General features: G+C 67.5%; 19 protein-coding genes and 2 tRNA genes. 11 read left to right on the top strand and 10 right to left on the bottom strand.

Translation table 11 applies throughout. The annotated features are described in order from the left end of the window. Positions 1-59: 59 nt before the first annotated feature. The 3 genes from AMYHA_RS20230 (at position 60) to AMYHA_RS20220 (ending at position 1030) form a co-directional block, all read left to right on the top strand. The gene (locus tag AMYHA_RS20230) at positions 60-764 is read left to right on the top strand and encodes an HAD family hydrolase (protein WP_034278136.1); all 705 of its coding nucleotides are present in this window, start codon (positions 60-62) and stop codon (positions 762-764) included. A 68-nt stretch (positions 765-832) separates the two neighbouring features. Continuing rightward, positions 833-904 (top strand) — tRNA-Gln (locus AMYHA_RS20225). A 53-nt stretch (positions 905-957) separates the two neighbouring features. Continuing rightward, positions 958-1030 (top strand) — tRNA-Glu (locus AMYHA_RS20220). Positions 1031-1181: 151 nt separating this feature from the next. On the opposite strand, the gene AMYHA_RS20215 is transcribed toward AMYHA_RS20220, so the two are convergent. Continuing rightward, a complete protein-coding gene (locus AMYHA_RS20215) occupies positions 1182-2063 on the bottom strand; it encodes a hypothetical protein (RefSeq protein WP_034278134.1) in 882 nt (293 codons plus the stop codon). 97 nt (positions 2064-2160) lie between these two features. Between AMYHA_RS20215 and AMYHA_RS20210 the strand changes: the two genes are divergently transcribed. The 4 genes from AMYHA_RS20210 to AMYHA_RS27190 all read left to right on the top strand — a co-directional run bounded on the left by AMYHA_RS20210 (position 2161) and on the right by AMYHA_RS27190 (position 4877). After that, positions 2161-2700, top strand: coding sequence for a phosphotriesterase family protein (locus AMYHA_RS20210; RefSeq protein ID WP_051400120.1), 540 nt, complete (start codon positions 2161-2163; stop codon positions 2698-2700). 128 nt (positions 2701-2828) lie between these two features. After that, positions 2829-3275 (top strand): SPW repeat protein, encoded by a 447-nt coding sequence (locus AMYHA_RS20205; protein ID WP_231104839.1) that lies wholly within the window; start codon positions 2829-2831, stop codon positions 3273-3275. A 164-nt stretch (positions 3276-3439) separates the two neighbouring features. Then, entirely contained in the window at positions 3440-4636 is a 1197-nt protein-coding gene (locus tag AMYHA_RS20200) for a hypothetical protein (protein WP_157362275.1), read from the top strand. Positions 4637-4730: 94 nt separating this feature from the next. Next, complete coding sequence (locus AMYHA_RS27190) at positions 4731-4877, top strand: hypothetical protein (protein WP_157362274.1); 147 nt, start codon at positions 4731-4733, stop codon at positions 4875-4877. An 84-nt stretch (positions 4878-4961) separates the two neighbouring features. Here AMYHA_RS27190 and AMYHA_RS20195 read toward each other — a convergent pair whose 3' ends face one another. The 3 genes from AMYHA_RS20195 to AMYHA_RS27185 form a co-directional block, all read right to left on the bottom strand. Next, entirely contained in the window at positions 4962-5690 is a 729-nt protein-coding gene (locus AMYHA_RS20195) for a PIG-L deacetylase family protein (RefSeq protein ID WP_034273554.1), read from the bottom strand. Between the two features lie 133 nt (positions 5691-5823). Further along, positions 5824-6048, bottom strand: coding sequence for a hypothetical protein (locus AMYHA_RS20190; RefSeq protein WP_034273551.1), 225 nt, complete (start codon positions 6046-6048; stop codon positions 5824-5826). A gap of 65 nt (positions 6049-6113) precedes the next feature. After that, on the bottom strand, positions 6114-6260 hold the full coding sequence (locus tag AMYHA_RS27185) for a hypothetical protein (protein ID WP_157362272.1): 147 nt from the start codon (positions 6258-6260) through the stop codon (positions 6114-6116). A 170-nt stretch (positions 6261-6430) separates the two neighbouring features. Between AMYHA_RS27185 and AMYHA_RS20185 the strand changes: the two genes are divergently transcribed. Then, positions 6431-6940: a YbhB/YbcL family Raf kinase inhibitor-like protein gene (locus tag AMYHA_RS20185; protein ID WP_051400119.1), complete on the top strand. Its 510-nt coding sequence runs from the start codon at positions 6431-6433 to the stop codon at positions 6938-6940. 28 nt (positions 6941-6968) lie between these two features. Then, a complete protein-coding gene (locus AMYHA_RS20180; protein ID WP_034273549.1) occupies positions 6969-7883 on the top strand; it encodes a ribonuclease Z in 915 nt (304 codons plus the stop codon). 29 nt (positions 7884-7912) lie between these two features. Here AMYHA_RS20180 and AMYHA_RS20175 read toward each other — a convergent pair whose 3' ends face one another. After that, a complete protein-coding gene (locus AMYHA_RS20175; RefSeq protein WP_034273547.1) occupies positions 7913-8506 on the bottom strand; it encodes a TetR/AcrR family transcriptional regulator in 594 nt (197 codons plus the stop codon). A 96-nt stretch (positions 8507-8602) separates the two neighbouring features. Between AMYHA_RS20175 and AMYHA_RS20170 the strand changes: the two genes are divergently transcribed. Both AMYHA_RS20170 and AMYHA_RS20165 read left to right on the top strand, forming a co-directional pair. Next, the gene (locus tag AMYHA_RS20170; protein ID WP_084037395.1) at positions 8603-8980 is read left to right on the top strand and encodes an STAS domain-containing protein; all 378 of its coding nucleotides are present in this window, start codon (positions 8603-8605) and stop codon (positions 8978-8980) included. A 50-nt stretch (positions 8981-9030) separates the two neighbouring features. Further along, positions 9031-9813 carry a PIG-L family deacetylase gene (locus tag AMYHA_RS20165; RefSeq protein ID WP_034273544.1) on the top strand — a complete coding sequence of 261 codons (783 nt, stop codon included), beginning with the start codon at positions 9031-9033 and terminating at the stop codon, positions 9811-9813. Positions 9814-9915: 102 nt separating this feature from the next. On the opposite strand, the gene AMYHA_RS20160 is transcribed toward AMYHA_RS20165, so the two are convergent. The 5 genes from AMYHA_RS20160 to AMYHA_RS20140 form a co-directional block, all read right to left on the bottom strand. Then, positions 9916-10788 (bottom strand): chymotrypsin family serine protease, encoded by an 873-nt coding sequence (locus tag AMYHA_RS20160; protein ID WP_034273542.1) that lies wholly within the window; start codon positions 10786-10788, stop codon positions 9916-9918. Positions 10789-10954: 166 nt separating this feature from the next. Beyond that, on the bottom strand, positions 10955-11515 hold the full coding sequence (locus tag AMYHA_RS20155) for a hypothetical protein (RefSeq protein WP_157362270.1): 561 nt from the start codon (positions 11513-11515) through the stop codon (positions 10955-10957). A 71-nt stretch (positions 11516-11586) separates the two neighbouring features. After that, positions 11587-13332 carry a right-handed parallel beta-helix repeat-containing protein gene (locus AMYHA_RS20150; protein WP_051400117.1) on the bottom strand — a complete coding sequence of 582 codons (1746 nt, stop codon included), beginning with the start codon at positions 13330-13332 and terminating at the stop codon, positions 11587-11589. A gap of 17 nt (positions 13333-13349) precedes the next feature. Beyond that, a complete protein-coding gene (locus tag AMYHA_RS20145) occupies positions 13350-15770 on the bottom strand; it encodes a hypothetical protein (protein WP_051400116.1) in 2421 nt (806 codons plus the stop codon). A gap of 259 nt (positions 15771-16029) precedes the next feature. Further along, entirely contained in the window at positions 16030-19731 is a 3702-nt protein-coding gene (locus tag AMYHA_RS20140; RefSeq protein WP_034273538.1) for a hydantoinase B/oxoprolinase family protein, read from the bottom strand. Between the last annotated feature and the right edge of the window lie 13 nt (positions 19732-19744).

Here is a 19744-nt window from a genome sequence, read left to right as displayed (position 1 = left end):
CCGAGCCGCGTAATGCGCAGTCCTATCCCACTGTTTGGGATCGATCTGATCTGCGCGTCGTGTGCTTCGACATCGATGACACCCTGATCGATTTCACGTCGGCGTCCAGGGACGCCCTGGCGACCATGATCGGCAGGGACGACATGTGGCCGTTATGGGAGTGCGTCACCGAGGCGCACGTGGCCATGGTCGTCACGGGCGAGCTTGACTACCCGACGATGCATCGCAAGCGCACCAAGGCGTTCCTGGCCGAGCTGGGTAGGCATGTGAGTGATCACGACGCCGCGCGATTCGAGCGCAGCCGCGCGGCCGAGATGCGCTCCGGGTTCCGGCTCTTCGACGATGTCCTGCCGTGCCTCGACTGGCTGCGCACGGCCGGGGTGAGCATCGCGGCGGTGACCAACGCCTCAGGTTCGCACCAGCGGGCCAAGCTCGACGCGCTCGGGCTGGGCCGGTTTATTGACCACGTCACGATCGCGGGCGAGGTCGGCGCGGCCAAACCCGATCCGATGATCTTCCACTCCGCGTGCGCCGCGCTGGACTGCGAACCATCCCAGGCGCTGCACATCGGTGACCGATTGCACACCGACGCGATCGGCGCCCAGTCCGCCGGTATGCGCGGTGTCTGGCTGAACCGAGACGGTCAGCAGGACACCGAAGGTGTGGCCGAGGAGTCTGGTGTGCTGCGGCTCGCCAGCCTCGCCGACATCCCCGAGCTGGTGGTGTGCGAGTTTGCGCAGCTCGGAGCGCCACCGCCACGCTAGGGGGCCCGGTGTTCGCGGCGTGAATGCCGTGGTCTAGTATTTATTTCCGGCAGGCAGGGACCTGCCCTTGGGGTATGGTGTAATCGGCAGCACGACTGATTCTGGTTCAGTTAGTCTAGGTTCGAGTCCTGGTACCCCAGCTGCGAGAGGTTCGCAAGGATCTGGTAAGTTACTCTAGGTCGAAACAGAGCAAGCCCCCGTCGTCTAGCGGCCTAGGACGCCGGCCTCTCACGCCGGTAGCGTGGGTTCGAATCCCATCGGGGGTACAGAAAGAAAGGACGCGCCTTCGGGTGCGTCCTTTCTTTTTTTTGTGCCAATTTCGCTCAGTACTGCTCTCGCAGTATCGCGCGTTGGTGGTGTCGCGGCTCGGTGAGTCGGCGGCGCAGGGCACAGCACACCCGCGCGTGAGGTGCAGCGTCAGTCGAAGAGTTCGTCGATGGTGGTGATGGTTACGGCGCGGCGGACCCACGCTTCGAGTTGGCCCGCGTCGGTGCAAGACATGATGCGTTCGCGCGCGGCCGTGGGCACGGCGATGTCACGTGCGGCCAGCACGGCAAGCAGGGCTTTCATTTCGCCTTTGGCCTCGCCTCGGGCTTCCCCGCTGGCTTCGCCTTGGCTGAAGTAGTGGCGTGCGAAGTCGCTTTGGTACTCGTAGGTTCCGGTCCGCATCAGTTCCTCCAGGTGCGCTCGTGCCGCTGTTGGCAGTGCCGCGAGCACGACATCAGCATACAGGTCGGCGTGATCATCATCGACGGCTTGCAAGCCCGCGAGCAGGGCGTTCAGGATTTTGTCGCGCTCAGGATGGCTGCCGTGTGCCATGGCGGAGAGCACGGCGAGTTCGGGGCTGTCGCTGGCCGAGGCCGGGTCGGTCACCACGGGTACCCGATCGGGTCCGATAGTGAGCGGCCGCATCACCATGCCAGGGTGTCCCAGCGAGATTGGCGTCGCGCACCAGTCGGCGAGGCCGTCGTTGGGGCACAGCACGAGCAGCGCGGTGCGGCAGCGCAGCCGGGCGCGTAACGTCGTCAGATACACGGGCCAGCTCCAGCGTTTGTCGCCGTCGTGGCCGAGTTGGATCTCGACGATGATGGCGAACACGGGCCCTGTGTCGTCGGTCAGCACGACGACGGTGTCCGCCCGGTACTCGGTCGGCGTGAGATCGGTCAGCTCGCACGATTCCAACCTCGCGTGTCGATATGACGGCACCGCGACGCCCAGCGACGTCGCCAGGAGTTCCGCCGCCAGCGCGGGGCGATGGTGGAACAGTTCGATGAGCGCTTCGTGGAGTTGAGACGGCACCACGCGAAGCTAGCGCGAGCCACCGACAAGTCTGGCTGTCGTTGATCACCGCACCGGCCTGACTGCCACCGACAGGAGTGTCCCCCGGTCGACACTGATGCACGAACACGTCTTCGTGCTCACGCCCGACATCATGCAGAACTACGGCGACCAGTGGTGGGACGAGCAGGAGCGGGTCTCGGACGCCATCGACAAGCTGCGGGCGCTCAAACAAGCCGGGGTGGACACCATTGTGGACCCGACAGTGGTGGGACTCGGCCGCTACATTCCGCGCATCCAGGAGGTCAATCGCGAAGCCGACATCAACATCGTCGCGGCGGCCGGGCTGTATACCTTCGATGAGATCCCGCACTTCTTCCACTATCGGGGCCCCGGCACGCTACTCGGCGGCCCGGAGCCGATGACCGAGATGTTCGTACGCGACATCCAGCACGGCATCGGGCACACCGGGGTACGCGCGGGGCTGTTGAATTGCGTGGTTGAGCAGCGGGGCATGACGCCGGACCAGACCAGGGTGCAGGCGGCGATCTGCGAGGCGCACCAGGAGACCGGTGTCCCGATCACCGTGCACACCAACGCCGCACACCAGACGGGCAGGCTGGCTCTCGACTTCTACCGCGAGCACGGCGTCGACTGACCAAGGTGGTGGTCGGACACGCCGGGGACTCCGCGGAAGCGACGATCTGTGACGGATTGTGATGGTCAGATCCCGCATAAAGGGGGATAATTCAGAATCGGGGGACCATCTCGCATGGAGGTGATGGGATGTCAACGGAGAACATGGGCACAGGTTCGACCAAGTTGGCCGAGCATCCCGACATCGTGGCGATGGGCGCTCGCTATGAGCGCGCCGCGGAGACCCCGACCGCACAGGCGTCGGACGCGCTGACCGTCCTCGCAGGCCTGTTCGTGGCGCTGTCCCCGTGGATCGTCGGGTTCACGGAATCTGCTGTGGCGATCAGTAACCTCGTCATCGGCCTCGCGATCGCGGGGCTCGGCGCGGGGTACGCGTTCGCATACGAGCGCACCCACCGGCTGACGTGGGTGTGCCCGCTGCTGGGTGTGTGGGTGATCATCGCGCACTGGGTGATGGCCGGTGTTGCCACCACCACCGGAATGCTGCTGAGCAACATCATCGGCGGCGCGGCAGTCATCGTGTTCGGGCTGGCCGCGATGCTGCCGATGATGTCAGCACGCCGGTCAGCACGCTGATTGTCACAGCGAATCGAGCGCGGGCCGGGAATCGTCACCCGGCCCGCGTACTTATCCACATCCCCTAACGGTGTCCGGCTAGGAGGGGGTTCGCCCCGATGCCGGGCCGTAGGCGCGCCCCGCACGCTCGGGTATGGCCTGCCCGAGCGTGAGGAGTGCCCGCCATGTCAACTCGTCGTCATCGCAAGCCCGCGTCTCCTGCCAAACTCGCTGTCCACGGGGCGGTGATCACCGCGGCGCTGATCGCGTCCGTGCTTGGCGGCACGTCGACTGCCCAGGCTGCGCTGGACGATGCCACAACGGAGGACCCGTTCCGATTCTTCCTCGGACGACTGTTCCCCGGCGCGCAGGACACCGGGTCAGCGGCGGCCACGCCGGGGAGCGCCACAGACGCCGCGTCGGATGGCGTCACATCGGACGCCGTCTCGGGCGCGACGCCGCCCGCCGCACCCGAGCTGTCGGTGGTGCCCGAGGCAACATCGAGCCCCGACGCGCCGGAGGCGGTCACCCGGCAGCGGCTGCCACTGCGCCCGGGCATGGACCTCGGCGACGGTGACGTCATCCCGCCACCGGACGGTGACCCAGACGCCGACCCTGACCCCGGCAGCTACTCCGGCGGCTGGAGCGGCGACACGGCCGTCACGGTGTACCGCTTCCCGTATTTTGAGACCGAAGTGGACAGCTTCAATGTGAAGGATGGCTTGCGGGCAGCGTGGAACTTCGGCCTTCGTGACCTGCAAACCCAGCTGGAGCAGCAGATCGAGGCCGAGTCCGGCGGCAAGCTATACAACGTCGACGTGACGCTGGCCAGCGCGGACGCGGACAGCCTGCTCAACCTGACCGTCAGCCCGAAGTGGCAGAGCGTGTCGCTGTTCTACCTGGTTGGTGACCACCAGATGCGAGCCAAGGTCGATGCCGATTACGTCAAGAACCCGACGGCCACGATGGACTTCGCCATCGGCTTGCGGCTGGATCTCGGCACCGACACCTGGCCTGAGGAACCGCTCGACCTGAAGTCAGCCGATGCGGTGGTCATGCCCGATGCCAACGGCGTCAGCGTCGACGGCGACTGGAGCTACAAGGTTGGAACGGCCGTCCGGTGGCTGAAGAACCTCGGCAACGTCGACAGTGTCGAACAGACCATCTCGGACAGCTTCACCGGCAGGACGTCCGACGTCGAGTCCTCGGTGCAGACCCCGGTTGACCTGCTCAACGGCGATCTGGAGAGCCTGATCAACGGCCTCGGCGAGCCGGTCAGCGCGATCACCCCGCGCTATGACGACGAGACCTACCGGCTGGTGTTGCGGCTCGACACCCGGCCGACGGTCCACCAGTCGCCGGACGCCGTGATGGCGCGCTGAGCAGCCGGGCGGAGTCCGATCAAGCCGCCCGCCGTCCAGCGCACCTGTGCCTGTCGCGGGTTTGCGGATGCTGACAACAGGGAACAGGATGGGCATGATGACGACACGGTGGAAGAGCGTGCTGCGGGCGTGCGCAGCACTCGCGGCGAGCGGCTTGCTGCTGACCGCGTGTCCGGACAGCGGCGGAACTGATGGTGGCGGTGGTTATGCGCCGCAGTCCGCGCAGGTCATCGGCCGCTGACGACGCGAGGGCCGCATCGCACGATCATGTCCGTCGCACCCTGCGGGAGCAGCATGCCTGCTGGCCGAAGCCGACGCACTACCCTCACATCGCGAGCTGTTCGAACTCCACCGCGTAGCGGCAGCCTAGCCGCGTGCCCGCATCACTCGCGATGCTGGTCAGGAACTCCGTCGGATCGCTCATCGGGCCGTCGCCGAGTCCGGCCAGGTACGCGGCATGCGCCCGTAGCGACTGGATTCCGGCCTCGAAGTGGTCGCTGACGTCCACGCCGTGCCGGGCCTCAGGTGAGCCGCCCACCAGCACCATGCGTACGTCGTCCCACGGCTGTAGGTCCTCGTCGAGCAGTTCGCGGAACACCCAGCGGTTGCCCGCGTCGCGCACCGCGTCCACGACCGCGCGCCCCACCGCGATGTGATCCGCCTGGTTGAGAAAGCCACCGGGCCAGTACTCCCGGAAGTTCCCTGTGATCACGACATCCGGGCGATGGCGGCGGATCGCCCGCGCGATGTCGCGGCGCAGCGGCAGGCCGTATTCGACAACTCCGTCCGGGTAGCCGAGGAACTCGACGGTGTCCACGCCGACGATCGCCGCCGAGTCGCGTTCCTCCTGCTCACGCAGCGGGCCAGCCTTCTCAGGCGGGGTGCCGTCGATCCCCGCCTCACCACTGGTCGCGAGGCAGTACGCGACTCGTTTGCCCTGCGCGGTCCAGCGTGCGATCGCGGCGGCGGCACCGTACTCCAAGTCGTCCGGATGCGCGACGATCGCCAGCGCCGTTGACCAGTCTTCCTCGATGGATCGCAGCCCCTCAGTCATGGCGCGCACGCTACCAAGCGTCACCGACACTATGCCGGGCATCACCTGGAACGGAGGAGGGCCAGGTCGCGACGTGCGACCTGGCCGCGTCATGTGTTCGGCTGCCTGCCCGGCCGGGCGTCCCGGCCGTTGGTCAGCTGTCTTCCCGCAGCCGCCGCATCAGCAGCTCCTTGCCCTGGTCAGCGGCCTTCTGGTTGTTGTGCTGGATCTTGCGGAACCATTCCGCGAGCTCGGTGTCGCCCTCACGCTCCGCGTCCTTCGCCCAGGTCTCGACCTGCCACACGTTGTGCAGTGACGCATGCAGCGCGGAGATCAGGTCGTAGTTCTTGTCCTTCGTCGCGGTCGTCGGTGCTGCCATGGGTTGACCCTCCTTCGGATGCATCAAACGCCGATGGCTGGCTACCCCGGATGCCAAGCGGCTAATCATCGCGTCGCATGAGGCTCGCTCAACAGGACGTGTACGACGAACAGCACCCCGGCCCTGGCGAGTAGCACGACCCCCGGCGCCTCTAATCCGAACAGGGCGGCCGATATGATCATGATCAGCACCATTCCGGCGAGTTGTGCCATGGTGCCTCCTCCCCGTTTTGGCGCGTGTGCCAACGGAATCGCCATCGATGCGACAAATCAAACCTCGTTAACCGCACTGCTCGGTAAGCGGTCGCCCTGTGCGTAAGAGTGCGGCTGCGGCGGGTATACGTAGCGAGTGAGTCGGACAGCTCGCCCTGGGAGGTAACGTGATGCCCGAGCAGGTCACTCGCGCCAGCGGCCCCGAGATCACCGAAGCGGCGGACGGGGACGCCGAGCTGGAATTGATCAGTCCCGAGTTCGATGACGACGGCCTGCTGCCCGCTCGCTTCTCCTACGCACGTCACAATCTCTCCCCGCCGCTGCTGTGGGATGGGGTTCCCGACGGCACGGCCGAACTGGTGCTGCTGTGCGAGGACATCGACGCCCCGATCGGCACGTTCGTGCACTGGGTCGTCAAGGACATCGAGCCGGACGCCGACGGCGTTGACGAGGCCGACACGCCGCGTGGCGGCATCGCGGGCCGCAACGGGTTCGGCGCACCTGGCTGGAGCGGGCCGCATCCGCCTGCCGGTGACGAACCACACCGCTACGTCTTCCAGCTCTACGCCGTCGACACGCCGCTGCGGCTGCGGATGGACGCCAACGCTGGAGACGTCCGCGCCGCGATGGCCGGGCACGTGCTGGCGCGCGGCACGCTGGTCGGCCGGTTCGCGCGCTGACGTCCTCACGGGCAGTAGGGTCGCTGGCGTGTCTGTCAGGGAACTCGTCGTGCTTGGTACGGGCAGCCAGGCCCCCTCGCGGACCCGCAACCACAACGGCTACCTGCTGCGCTGGGACGGTGAAGGTCTGCTGTTCGACCCGGGGGAGGGGACGCAGCGGCAGTTGATCTTCGCCGGGGTCGCGGCGACTGCCATCACCCGGATCTGCGTGACGCATTTCCATGGCGACCACTGTCTCGGCGTGCCTGGCATCATCCAGCGACTCAGCCTCGACGCGGTGCCACACCCGGTCATCGCGCACTATCCGGCGTCAGGGGCGGAGTACTTCGCGCGGCTGCGCGGTGCGTGCGTGTTCGCCGAGCACGCCGAGTTGCGGGAGGAACCGGTCGAGCGGGAGGGCGTGCTCGCGACCGGCGCGTTCGGGGAGCTGTCCGTGCGGTGGTTGGACCACCGAATCGACACCGTCGGTTACCGGCTCGTCGAACCGGATGGCAGGCGGATGCTGCCGGACGCGCTCGCGCGGTTCGGCGTCACTGGCCCGGACGTGGGCAGGCTGCAGCGCGATGGCGCGCTCACGGTGGGCGGGCGGCGGGTCCGGTTGGACGACGTCAGCGTGCCCCGGCGCGGGCAGCGGTTCGCGTTCGTCATGGACACCCGGCTGTGCGACGCGGTATTCCAGCTCGCGACCGGCGCCGACCTGCTGGTGATCGAGTCGACGTTTCTGTCCGAGCACGCCGGCTTCGCTACGGAGTACGGCCACCTGACGGCGGCGCAGGCGGGCAGGGTCGCCGCTGAGTGCGGCGTGCGGACCCTGGTGCTGACGCACTTCTCGCAGCGGTATGGCGAGGCCGACCGGTTCGCGGACGAAGCAGGAGCCGAGTTCGGCGGGGATGTCATCGTCGCGGCCGACCTGATGCGCGTACCGGTACCCGCCCGGCGGTGACGCTGGTCAGGCGGCGCGGTTGACGGGAGTCAGCTGTTGTCCGGCCGGTACTGTTCGATCAGCGCGCGGGCCATCGCCTTGGCGCGTCGGGCGGCCTTGGTGTCGCCCTCGGCGGCGCTGATGATCGAGCCCTTCATCAGGATGTGCCACGACCGCGCGAACTCGTCCGGGTCGCGCAGCCCCGCGCGTTCCGCGCGTTCGGCCACCACGCATCGAATGGTGGCAAGGTGCTTGACGCAGGCTGCCCCTGCCGGGTGATCCCGTCCCATCTCCAGCAGGACGTTGATGAACGAGCATGCCTCGAAACCAGCGCCCTGGAACCAGTCGTGGAAGACGTCGAAGATGGCGAGCAGTTGTTCTTCGGGTGTGGTGCCCCTGCGGTGTGACTCTGCCTCAACGAACCCGAAGGTCCAGCGCTGCTCTCGATTCTCGAGGAAGGCCAGGACCAAGTCGTCCTTGGAGGGGAAGTGCCGGTAAAGAGTGGCCTTCGCGACCTTGGACTGGGAGATGACTTCGTCGATGCCGACCGCGCGAATACCCCGTTGCGCGAACAGGTCGTACGCGGTGTCGAGGATGCGCCCCTGCGCCGCTGTGGGGTCGTCGGTCGGGCTACCAGCACTCATAGTCCCCTTATCGTACTGCTAGACAGACCTGTCTGTCTCTGATAGCAAGGTCTTAGGCCGTCACCCTGCCGGTCTACACCCCCGATAGAGAGGGCGATGAGCATGCGGACCTTGCGCGTCGACTCTCACGTTTTCAGCGATTCCATCGTGGTCGAGGCCCACGGGGCGGTAGACGTGAGTACGGCAGAGAACCTGGAGTATCGGCTGCGCAGCGCGCTGGTGGCCTCGGATGGCCGGCGCAAGCTGGTCCTTGATCTTTCCCGCGTCGTGTTCTTCGGCACGGTCGGCCTTCAACTGCTGATCTGGGCGGATCAGGAGTGTCGGGAGCGCGACGTCACGTTGTTGGTGGTCGCGGCCGACCGCGCGGTGCTGCGTCCCATCGAGGTCGCCGGGCTCACCGGCAGGTTCCACATCACCGCCACCATGCCGCCGTTGAACGAGTACACGGTCGCGGATCAGCAACAGACCGCCTGAGCACGCTGGAGCATGCCCGCTGTCGGTGGGGCTGGGTATCGTCTGAGGCCGTGGCTACTTTGGTGACATTTCATGCCCACCCTGACGACGAGTGCATCACCTGCGGCGGTGTCATGCGCAAGGCGTACGAGGACGGTCATCGCGTCGTGCTCGTCGTCGCGACAAGGGGTGAGGAAGGCGAGGTGCCGGATGGGTTCCTCGCGGAGGGAGAGCAGCTCTGGCAGCGGCGGGTCGCCGAGACCCATGCCGCCGCGGAGATCCTTGGCGCGCATCGCGTGGAGTTCCTCGGCTACAACGACTCCGGCATGATGGGCGAGGCGAGCAACGACGCGCCCGGCTCGTTCTGGACGACGTCGGTTGAGGAAGCGGCGGCCAAACTCGCGGATATTCTGTGGGAAGAGAGCGCCGACGTGCTCACGATCTACGACGACAACGGCGGCTACGGCCACCCGGATCACATCCAGGTCCATCGCGTCGGCACGCGCGCGGCTGAACTCGCCGGGACGCCGAAGGTATACGAAAGCACGATCAACCGCGACCACGCGCTGCGCACCATGGCCGTGTTCGCGGAGCAGGCTGAGGCCGCTGGTGTGGAGTTGCCTGACATCGAATCGAACACCGACTTCGGCAAGCCAGAGTCCGTGATCACCACCGGTGTCGACGTGACGGCGTTTCTGGATGTGAAGCGTGCCGCGATGCGCGCGCACGCGAGTCAGATCAGCGAGCAGTCGTTCTTCCTGAGCATGCCTGACGACGCGTTCCGCCTGATGTTCGGAACGGAGTGGTTCATCCGCCCCGGCGACTCCGGCGACGATCTCTTCGCAGGCCTGTAGCCGCCGTGTCCGACGCTGCCGACGCCGTGTCCTGCGTTCCCGACGTTGTATTTGGCACTCGGGACGCTGTGTTCGGCATTCCGGGCGGTCGCTAAACCGCGCTCAGTACAGCGGATCCGGCAGGTCTGGTGCCGTAGCGAGGGACTTGCCCGCGATACGGAGCATGCGGTCGATCGACGTCCCCGCGACGAGGCCCGGCGCGTACTGTCCGCCCACGACGAGGTGTGTCAGGTTGCCCGCCGCTTCGCCGGTGGTCAGCCGCACGGACGAGCCGGAGTCGCCAGGCGCCGCGGCACCGTCCCAGGCGAACGCATCGCCACGCCGGGTCTCGCCAGAGCCCCGATACACCACGATCCCGGCGCGAGGCGTGCCGCCAGTGCCGACCACGAGGCCATGCCCCGCGTGCTCGACCAGGTCTCCGAACCGGGGATCCCCAGCTGACGTCGGGCCGCCGAAATACGCCATCGACGGATTCACGTACTGCTGCATGCGTGGGTAGATGTCGATCAGTGCGAAGTCGTTGCCGACGCCGTTGTCCACGCTCTTGACCGTCTTGCCGATGTTCATCAGCACTCCGGGTGCGGCGATCAGCGTGACCTCGTCGCCGACCTCGGCGCAGTGCCCTGCCGTGCCAATCGAGTAGTCACCCTTGCGTCCGAACACGAAGTTCGTCGTGCAGCCTGCTGGCGCGATGATCCAGGCGCCGGGGCGGATGCCGGTGAACGCGAGCCCGCTGGTCGGGTAGTCGACGCCGTCGGGGATCGGGACCGTGTCGCCCTTCTTGCCTGCCGCGACGACCTGCGCGTGGAGTTCGTCGGTGTACCAGTCGGGTTTTGGGGCACTCAGCTCGCTGACGGTCGCACCGGCGAACGGGTCATCCGACACAGTTGACACGGTGCCGCCCGCGTGCGCGGCACCCACCGCTGCCATCGTCACTACCGTGGCCAGCGCGATCAGCGTCCGTTTGAACTTCATGTGCCTTCTCCGTTGGTACGCAGGGAAGGGCGAAGGCACACCACCTGTGGATGACGCGCCTGAGGTCGCCGCGCGTGGCGCCGAACCCATGCCCCGGCAAGCCGGAAACTCTTGCCAGCGAGTCAACGACGGTTAGTGGCGTGGAGTTACGTGTGCCGCCGTGGACCTACCGCCGGACGTCGTCGTCGCGGCGCAGCGTCCGGTCGGGGCAGCTGGCGATCATCGGACTGGACACCACCAGATCGTGCTCGAAGCCAGCTGTCGTCCGCAGGTCACGGCCGAACACGCTGCCGTCGACGACCGCGCCGGAGATCACCTGCATCTCCCGCTCGTGGTAGTAGCGGCAGTTGTCGAACCGCACCGTGAGCTCCACCCGCCGCGTCTCACCGGCGGGCACGGTCACCGGCAGCGGCGTGCCATGGGATGTCACCGACGTGACCCTGACGAGCGGACGCGGGCCGTCGGACAGCAGGACATCGCGCACGGTCACCGGCAGCCAGCCGTCGTTGACCAGTGGGAACGTCATCGTGAACGTGTCGCCGTCCTGGTAGGCCAGCACGTCGCTGCCGCGCTCACCGAACGTCGGCACCGCCACGTGCGCGTCGTCCGGCATCGTCGGCGATGTCCCGCCAGCGAAGTGCGCGAGTGACGGCACCACGACGTACCCGGCCACGGCGAGTGCCGCGAGCAGCACCCCGCTCGCGGCAACCCACCTGCGTCTGGCCACGCTGCGCGGGGCCAAGCTGCGCCGGACAATCCCGCGCCAGGTCGTCCCACGCCACGTCCATCTGCGCCAGATCATGCCGACGTTCCGGCACGCCTGCGGCGCCATGCCACCAGACTGAGCGCCGCTGCCGCCAGCAGCACACCGATTCCGCTCGCGCCGACCGGCATCGACATCGTGTTCACCGTGCCCTCCGATGCCGAAGAGCCCGGCCGGGGCGGCGTGTCCATCCAGTCACAGCCCACCGGGTCCGGATTGGACTCCCGGTTGTACTGCGAGCACGGCAGCAGCTGCGCGGACTTCACCACGTTGCCGATCGGCCATGTCGATCCGCGCGGGCAGCCCGGCAGGCCGCGCGGATCCGTGGCGTTGTGTGTGATCTCCGCGCCAGGCGCGGCGAGGTTGCCGTCCCAGCAGTTGCCGTTGCCCGCGTCGTCCCACCAGAAGTCGGTGCCGTTCGGCAGCACCGCGCCGCCGGGCTGGTAACCCATCTGGTTCTTGGTGAACGCGTTGTGATGCGGATTGTCCTGCTGCAATGTCGGGTCGTATTCGCCCCGGATCGCCGCCGGCGCCCAGAACAGCATGACGCCGTTGCGCCAGTTGTCGTAGATCTCGTTGGACGTCACGAAGTTGTGGTTCCCGCCCGCGATCAGCACGCCCGTGCCGACCGGTACCGGGAAGGCCGGGCACACCACGCCGTCCTGATGCCCTCGGTCGGCGGGCTTGTCCGCTGTGCAGGGGCCGCCTTCCTGCACATTCGGGTAGTAGTTGACGTTGTTCGAGTAGATCTGGTTGTCCTCGACCCAGGCGTGATCCTGCGGCATGCCTGGGTGATCGCCGACGACGGAATCGGTCACGTAGCCCGCGCCGTTGTGGTGAACGTCGTTGTCGTGGAAATACACTGAATTCCCCGCCGTGCCGGAGAAACCGAGCGCGTTGTGGTGGGTGTCGCAGCCAGTGATCTCCACCGCCCAGCGTTCCAGTGGCCCGGTGTTGGTGTCCTGCGAGTTCACGTCCGCGGGCGAGCCTGGATACACCCCGGAGTCGCCGTTGTGCGACGTCTCGCAGTCACTGATCAGGCCGTGGTCCGAGGTGAACGTGAGAATGCCGTAGAGGTCATTCTTCCTGGCGACGACGTCGTCGAGCGTGTAGCCGTCGGTTTCGTGCACGTAGATGGCGTTCTCCCGGAACAGTTCGAACGTCATGTTCGTGAGGTAGAAGCCGTCCGCCCGGTCCGCCTTGAGCCCGTTGTGTTTGACCCAGTCGCCGTTCCGCTGGAACCCGCCGGTGAACACGACGTCCTGCGCGTCGTCGCCGGTGCCTTCGATCTGCAGGTCACAGAGTGCGTTGTCGCAGGTGATGTCCGGGTCGTCCGGGTCGTCACCCGCGATGGTGACGAGGTTGACCACCTCACCGCACCGAGTCATCAGCTCGTAGTCGACGACACCGCCGTCGTAGTCCTTGGTGCATTCCGGGGCCCACGACGGCTCCTCGCGGTACTCACCCGGAAGGACGTAGATGTTCGTGCCCTGCTCGGAAACCGCGTCCACCGCGGCCTGCAGGTGCTCGAACTCGCACTGCCCGAGCAGTTTCTGATTGAACGACCGCAGCCGAGGATCGTCGATCTGCCGGATTCGTTGCCGCGAGTCTGGTTTACAGACCACGTGGACGTCGGCGGCCTCGTCGATGCCGCGGTGCACCGGGACGCTCCCGTCGCCCGGCGGGAACCGCGACTCGCGTTCCTCGTGGGCCAACGCGGGTGTGGCGGCGCCGAATATGAGCGCCACCACCAGTGTGATCAGACTGGTACAGCGGACCATGACAACCTCCTAGACGACTAGCGAGTCCGGCTCACCCGGACTTGCGCCACTCGGTCGTGTCGGTCGAACCGCACTCGCAGGAAGCGATCCCCCGCGAGGCAGTAAGTGAAGGTGCGGTTGTCACGCGAGGCCGGTTGGCCCAGCGCACGCAGCACCTCGGAAGGGGGCATGCCCGTCGTGACGCGGGTGGCGTCGGCGTCGGTGAGGTCGCCAACGTCGTCCCGGCAGGAATCCGGCGCGATACCGATGGCGCGTTCCCACATCTGCAGGTATGCCTCCGGCCCGCGCGTCATGTCATCGACGATCTGCTCGCCAGCCTGCCTCCGCAGGTCCTCGATCCAGTCCGGGTAGAGGCCGTAGTGCGCGACGCCGTCGGTGTTGACGTCAAACGTCCGCTCGCCGCTGACTTGCCGGTGGATCGTGGTGCCGCCGAATCCGGTGAACGGGTATCGCACCGCCGTGGGAGTGTCCCCGCGCGGCGCACCCTGCGCGCCGAAGCCGTTGGTGTCCGAGCCGTAGCCGAATCCGAAGTAGAACCGGTCGTCCGCCCACTCGCGGTGTTCGCGCCACTTCTCGACGAAGCCATCGGAGTCACCCGCATACGGCGTGACCACCCCGCCGAGCTCGTAGACACGCGGGTAGATCGTCTTGTCCGCCCAGCTGTGGCTGGAGATCACGCCGGAGTAGCCCTTCCGTTCGAGCAGGTCGAGCGATTCGTCGGCGGCCTTGGCACTCATGTGGTCCGGATCGAACAGCAGGCCACGCTCGACGATCCGATTCAGCGCGTGCTTGCCCAGTTCGGACAGACCGCGGACGTTGCAGTGCGGCCCTTCCGGGTACAGCGGCGCCACGCCACTGGTACCAGTCGCGGCCAGAATCGCGCCGAAGATGGAATCCCTTCCGGTGAACTCCTGGGGTGCGCCCGAGTCGTCGGAGACGTTCGGCTGGGTGTGGTCGTGCGCATGCGCGTCCTCGCAGTTGCGCATCCGCCAGAACTGGCCGGTGGAGTAGAAGTTGCCGCTGTTGACCACGACGCCCGTGCTGCCTGCGTCGCCCTTCACCCCGGTCAATGCGTTGTCGAACTTGTTCACCAGTTCGAGCTGTCGCACCCCGAGGTCGTACAACTCGTCGATGGCGGCGTCGATCTGCTCGCGATCGCACGTGGGCTGATTCGCCTTCAGTCCGCAGTCGAACGGCACTGACAGCTCGACGCCGAGCACCACGGCGAGCTTGCCGGAGTTCGCGACGCGGCGCGCCTCGAACGGGTCGTCCACGATGCGCAGCCAGCCCTCGCCTGGGCCGCCGTGTTGCGCGTCGATGTAGCGCTCCAACTGGCGGATGCGCTTGGCTTGCAGCGCGGCGCTGTTCATCTCGTTGCAGTCGTTGCGTTTGAACGGGTACTGCTCGCACAGCGCGTGGTTCTCGACGAGCAGGTTGGTCACCATGCGCAGCCCGCCGCGCCAGGCGCGTTCCAGCCACCGGTAGTACACCTGCTCGTAGGTCAGCGAGTCGTGCGCGGGCCAGTCGTGGAACGTCGGCCAGCCCTGCGTGTCATGGCCCGCGATCGGGTCGCGCTCGGAGAGGACGGCTTCCAGCAGGTGGGTGCGCCCGCCGGACGCCTCATGCTCCTGGCAGCCCTGCAACGCCTCGATGACGCCGAAGCGGTGCCACGGCCTGCCACAACGCGCCCTGCCACCGACGAACTCGAACGCCATGCCGTGCAGGTGGCCGTCGAGGAATCCACGCACCTCGCCGTACGGTGTCTCGCCGGTTGCCACCGGACCGGTGACGTTGACGTCGGCCTCCGGCCACGGCGCGCAGCCAGTGGCGTGCCGGAACGCCAGGGTGGTGGCGTTGTCCTTGTTCGGGGTGAGGCTGACGGTGCCGCTGTCGTCGGTGGTCAGCCACGCATCGAGAGAAGGGAGGCTGATGTGGAATCCGCCGGGTGCCTCGATGATCCGCCAGTCAGCCAGATCGCTCGGCTCGGCGGCGGTGACGATCCGGGCGCCTCGGCCAGTCGTGGTGCCGAGTGGTCCTGCGGCGAGGTCGTCGGCGAGTTGTCCGGTCGTGCCTCTGCTGAGCCCATCGGCCATCGCGCCTGCCGAGTTGTTCAGCGCGCCGTCGAGGGCTTTGCCGAATTCGCCATCCGATGCGGCGAGGAAATCCCGCTCGCTGCCGAACAGCAGGTAGCGCCCTAGGTCGGTGGCTCGCAGGTGCCATGGCTCGGCGTCGGCGGGCGACGCCCCGGTCGCGGTGACGGTGTTCTCGGTGCGGCTGAGGTAGTCGCCGTCAGCGGTCTGCGCCGTGAAGCAGCCGCTCGCGAGCGCGAATCGGTCGGTCGGTGCTGGTTGCGCGCTCGTCGGTGGACTGGGACTGACAAGGGTGGCCACCAGCGTCGCCAGCGCCGCGACGACCGTTGTCCGAACTACGCGCACCACTACCGCCTCCGTTCGTGAGCCGGGCCACTGACGGCCGTATAGATCGAACAACGAGCAAGCGCGGAGCGCCGTTACGGCTAATTTGAAGGAAATTCATAAACTTTGGGTGCGTGCTCGCGGTGCGCGTTGATGTGCTGACTACAAATCAGGGCGATCGGATGCGCCAAACACGACGTCGGGAATGTCGGACACGGACCCTGAGTGTCGGACACGGCGGCCTGAGTGTCGGACACGGCGGCCTGAGTGTCGGACACGGCGGCTACGGGGTGCCGTAGCCGCCGCCCCCTGGAGTCTCGACGATCAGCACGTCACCCGGTGCCAGGTCGGCGGAGCCGCAGCCGGGCAGGTCCTCGGTGCTGCCGTCCGTGCGCCGCACACGGTTGGCCCCCAAGGCACCGGGGGAGCCACCGGCCATCCCGTACGGCGGCACCCGCCGATGTCCGGACAACGTCGACACCGTCATCGGCTCGGTGAACCGCAACCGGCGCACCGCACCGTCTCCGCCACGCCACCGGCCGGCGCCACCACTGCTGCGCCGCACCGCGAATTCCTCTACCCGCACCGGATACCGCCACTCCAACACCTCGGGGTCGGTCAACCGCGAGTTCGTCATGTGCGTCTGCACCACTGGCGCGCCGTCGAATCCGTCACCGGCGCCCGAGCCGGACGCGAGCGTCTCGTAGTACTGGTGCCGGTCGTTGCCGAACGTCACGTTGTTCATCGTCCCCGCGCCCTCGGCCTGTGCGCCGAGCGCGGCGTACAGCGCGCCGGTGATCGCCTGGGACGTTTCGACGTTGCCTGCCACCACGGCGGCCGGATACTCCGGCGCGAGCATCGACGCGGACGGGATGACCAGCCGGAGCGGACGGAGGCAGCCGTCGTTGAGCGGGATCTCGTCGGCCACGAGCGTGCGGAACACGTACAGCACCGCCGCCGTCACCACCGCCGACGGCGCGTTGAAGTTCGTCGGTAGCTGCGCGGTCGTGCCGGTGAAGTCGATAGTGGCCGAACGCGCCGCACGGTCGACGGTGATGCGGACCGCGATCCTCGCGCCGGAGTCCATCTCGTAGCCGTACTCGCCGTCGGTGAGCGTGTCGATGACACCGCGGACGGCTTCCTCGGCGTTGTCCTGTACGTGCCGCATATACGCCTGCACGACGTCCAGCCCGAAGTGCTCGATCATCGTGCCGACCTCATCGACGCCTTTCTGGTTAGCCGCGATCTGCGCGCGCAGGTCCGCCAGGTTGGTCTCGGGGTTTCGCGACGGGTACGTCGCGTCGGCAAGCAGCCGCCGCGTCTCGTCCTCAAGGAAGTGCCCTCGTGAGACCAGCAGCCAGTTGTCGAACAGCACGCCTTCCTCGTGGACGTCGCTGCTGTGCGCGGGCATCGAACCCGGCGTGAGGCCACCGATCTCGGCGTGATGCCCCCGGGAAGCCACATAGAACAACACGTCGTCGCCGGACGACGAGAACACCGGCGTGATCACGGTGACGTCGGGCAGGTGCGTGCCGCCGTGATACGGGTCGTTGACTGCGTACACGTCGCCGGGCCGCATCTCGCCCGCGCGGCGTTGCACGACCTCTTTGACGCTGGTGCCCATCGAGCCGAGGTGTACCGGGATGTGCGGCGCGTTCGCGATGAGATTGCCGTCCGGGTCGAACAGCGCACACGAGAAGTCCAACCGCTCCTTGATGTTCACCGACTGCGCGGTGGACTCCAGCCGGGTGCCCATCTGCTCCGCGATGGACATGAAGAGATTGTTGAAGATCTCCAGCAGTACCGGGTCGACCTCGGTCGCGCTGGCCTCGCTGCCCGCGCGTGGTGCCACCCGGCGGGCTACGAGGTGCCCTTGCGCGGTGACCCGCGCCTGCCAGCCCTCGTCGACCACGGTGGTGCTGTTGGCCTCCGCGATGATCGCCGGTCCGGTCACGATGTCCTCGGGCCGCAGCCGATCCCGCTGGTGTAGCGGGGCGTCTCGCCAGCTGTCCTGTCCGTACAACCGCACGGTCTCGGGCTCGGCCTTGTCCGCGACGGCATCGGCGCGCGCCAGCGTGAGGTCCGGTTGCTCGGTGAGTCCGGTCGCCTCGATCGACAACGCCTCCACGACCAGCGGCCGGTCCATCAGGAACGAGTACATCGCCTTATGCGCCGCCTCGAACTCCGCCACCATCGCGTCCGCGTCGGCGAGTGCGACGGTGACCGTCGTGTCGGTGCCGTCGTAGCGCACTTGCGCCCGCCGAGTGGTGCTGATCCGCTCAGTGGGGATTCCCTCAGCGTGCAGTTCGGCTTCGGCCGCGTCGGCCAGCACGTCCGCCTCCTGGTGCAGCTGGGGTGCGGCCTCGGCGGATAGCCGCAGCTCCATCGACTGCTCGCGCATCACCGTGGTGTCCGCGAGCCCGATACCCAGCGCGGACAGCACTCCGGCCATCGGTGGCACCAGCACGGTGTCGATGCCGAGCGAGTCCGCCACCGCGCAGGCGTGCTGCGCCCCGGCGCCGCCGAACGTGGTCAGCGCGTAGCGGGTGACGTCGTGTCCTTTCTGGACCGAGATGCGCTTGACGGCGTTGGCCATGTTCGCCACCGCGATCCGCAGGAATCCGGCCGCGACCTCCTCGGGACCGCGGTCGTCCCCGGTGGCGGCCTTGATCTCGCCCGCGAGCTCGGTGAACCGCGCCCGTACCACGTCGACGTCCAGCGGCTGGTCGCCGTCCGCGCCGAAGACGTGCGGGAAGTGCGCTGGCTGCACCCTGCCGAGCATCACGTTGGCGTCGGTGATGGTGAGCGGCCCGCCCTTGCGGTAACAGGCAGGGCCAGGGTCCGCGCCAGCCGAATCTGGTCCGACGCGGTAACGGCTGCCGTCGAAGTGCAGGATCGACCCGCCGCCCGCAGCGACGGTGTGGATGTCGAGCATCGGCGCGCGCAGCCGCACCCCGCCGACCTCGGTGTGGAACACCCGCTCGTACTCGCCCGCGAAGTGGGAGACATCGGTGGACGTGCCGCCCATGTCGAAGCCGATCACCTGCTCGTACCCGGCGAGCTGCGACATCCGCACCATGCCGACGATCCCGCCCGCAGGGCCGGACAGAATCGCGTCCTTGCCCCGGAAGTGGTGTGCCTCGGCCAGCCCGCCGTTGGACTGCATGAACATCAGCCGAGTTCCGGGCCCGCCGGCCCTGGAGGCAGTTCCGGGCCCGCCGGCCCTGGAGGCAGTTCCGGGCCCGCCGGCCCTGGAGGCAGTTTCCAGCCCGCCGGTTCTCGAGGCAGTCACGCCGTTGAGCTCGCTGGCGACCTGGTCCACGTAGCGGCGCAGCACGGGGGAGAGGTAGGCGTCCACCACGGCGGTGTCGCCGCGTGGCACCAGCTTCATCAGCGGGCTCGCCTCGGCCGATCGCGACACCTGCGGGAAGCCGATGTCCTCGGCCACCTGGGCGATGCGCTGCTCGTGCTCTGGATACAGGTGGCTGTGCAGGCACACGACGGCGACCGCGCGGATGCCAGTGTCATATGCGTCGCGCAGTTCCCTGCCAAGCGCCTCGACATCGGGCTCGCGCAGCACGGTGCCGTCGGAGGCGACGCGCTCGTCCACTTCGATGACCCGCTCGTATAGCGCACTCGGCAGTTCGATGCGCCGCGCGAAGATGCGCGGCCGGTTCTGGTAGCCGATGCGCAGCGCGTCACCGAACCCGCGCGTGATGACCAGCGCGGTGCGCTCCCCGGTACGTTCCAGCAGCGCGTTGGTCGCGACCGTTGTGCCCATCCGAACCGACTCGACGTCGGTGGGCACTGGGTCGTCCTCACCGATCCCGAGCAACGCACGGATGCCAGCCACGGCGGCGTCCCGGTAGCGCGCCGGGTTGTCGGACAGCACCTTGTGCGTGTGCAGCGTGCCATCGGGGCGGCGCGCCACGATGTCGGTGAACGTGCCGCCGCGGTCGATCCAGAACTGCCAGCCAGAAGTCACGCCGGAAAACCTC

The sequence above is a fragment of the Haloechinothrix halophila YIM 93223 genome (assembly GCF_000504245.1).
In the GTDB taxonomy this organism is placed as follows: domain Bacteria; phylum Actinomycetota; class Actinomycetes; order Mycobacteriales; family Pseudonocardiaceae; genus Haloechinothrix_A; species Haloechinothrix_A halophila.
This window is presented reverse-complemented; position numbering and strand designations above follow the sequence as displayed.

What these genes read in the sequence shown, in the direction of transcription:
- AMYHA_RS20210 (WP_051400120.1), top strand. Translation starts at nt 2,161, where the DNA reads ATGCACGAACACGTCTTCGTGCTCACGCCCGACATCATGCAGAACTAC.
- AMYHA_RS20205 (WP_231104839.1), top strand. Translation starts at nt 2,829, where the DNA reads ATGTCAACGGAGAACATGGGCACAGGTTCGACCAAGTTGGCCGAGCAT.
- AMYHA_RS20200 (WP_157362275.1), top strand. Translation starts at nt 3,440, where the DNA reads ATGTCAACTCGTCGTCATCGCAAGCCCGCGTCTCCTGCCAAACTCGCT.
- AMYHA_RS27190 (WP_157362274.1), top strand. Translation starts at nt 4,731, where the DNA reads ATGATGACGACACGGTGGAAGAGCGTGCTGCGGGCGTGCGCAGCACTC.
- AMYHA_RS20195 (WP_034273554.1), bottom strand. Translation starts at nt 5,690, where the DNA reads ATGACTGAGGGGCTGCGATCCATCGAGGAAGACTGGTCAACGGCGCTG.
- AMYHA_RS20190 (WP_034273551.1), bottom strand. Translation starts at nt 6,048, where the DNA reads ATGGCAGCACCGACGACCGCGACGAAGGACAAGAACTACGACCTGATC.
- AMYHA_RS27185 (WP_157362272.1), bottom strand. Translation starts at nt 6,260, where the DNA reads ATGGCACAACTCGCCGGAATGGTGCTGATCATGATCATATCGGCCGCC.
- AMYHA_RS20185 (WP_051400119.1), top strand. Translation starts at nt 6,431, where the DNA reads ATGCCCGAGCAGGTCACTCGCGCCAGCGGCCCCGAGATCACCGAAGCG.
- AMYHA_RS20175 (WP_034273547.1), bottom strand. Translation starts at nt 8,506, where the DNA reads ATGAGTGCTGGTAGCCCGACCGACGACCCCACAGCGGCGCAGGGGCGC.
- AMYHA_RS20170 (WP_084037395.1), top strand. Translation starts at nt 8,603, where the DNA reads ATGAGCATGCGGACCTTGCGCGTCGACTCTCACGTTTTCAGCGATTCC.
- AMYHA_RS20160 (WP_034273542.1), bottom strand. Translation starts at nt 10,788, where the DNA reads ATGAAGTTCAAACGGACGCTGATCGCGCTGGCCACGGTAGTGACGATG.
- AMYHA_RS20150 (WP_051400117.1), bottom strand. Translation starts at nt 13,332, where the DNA reads ATGGTCCGCTGTACCAGTCTGATCACACTGGTGGTGGCGCTCATATTC.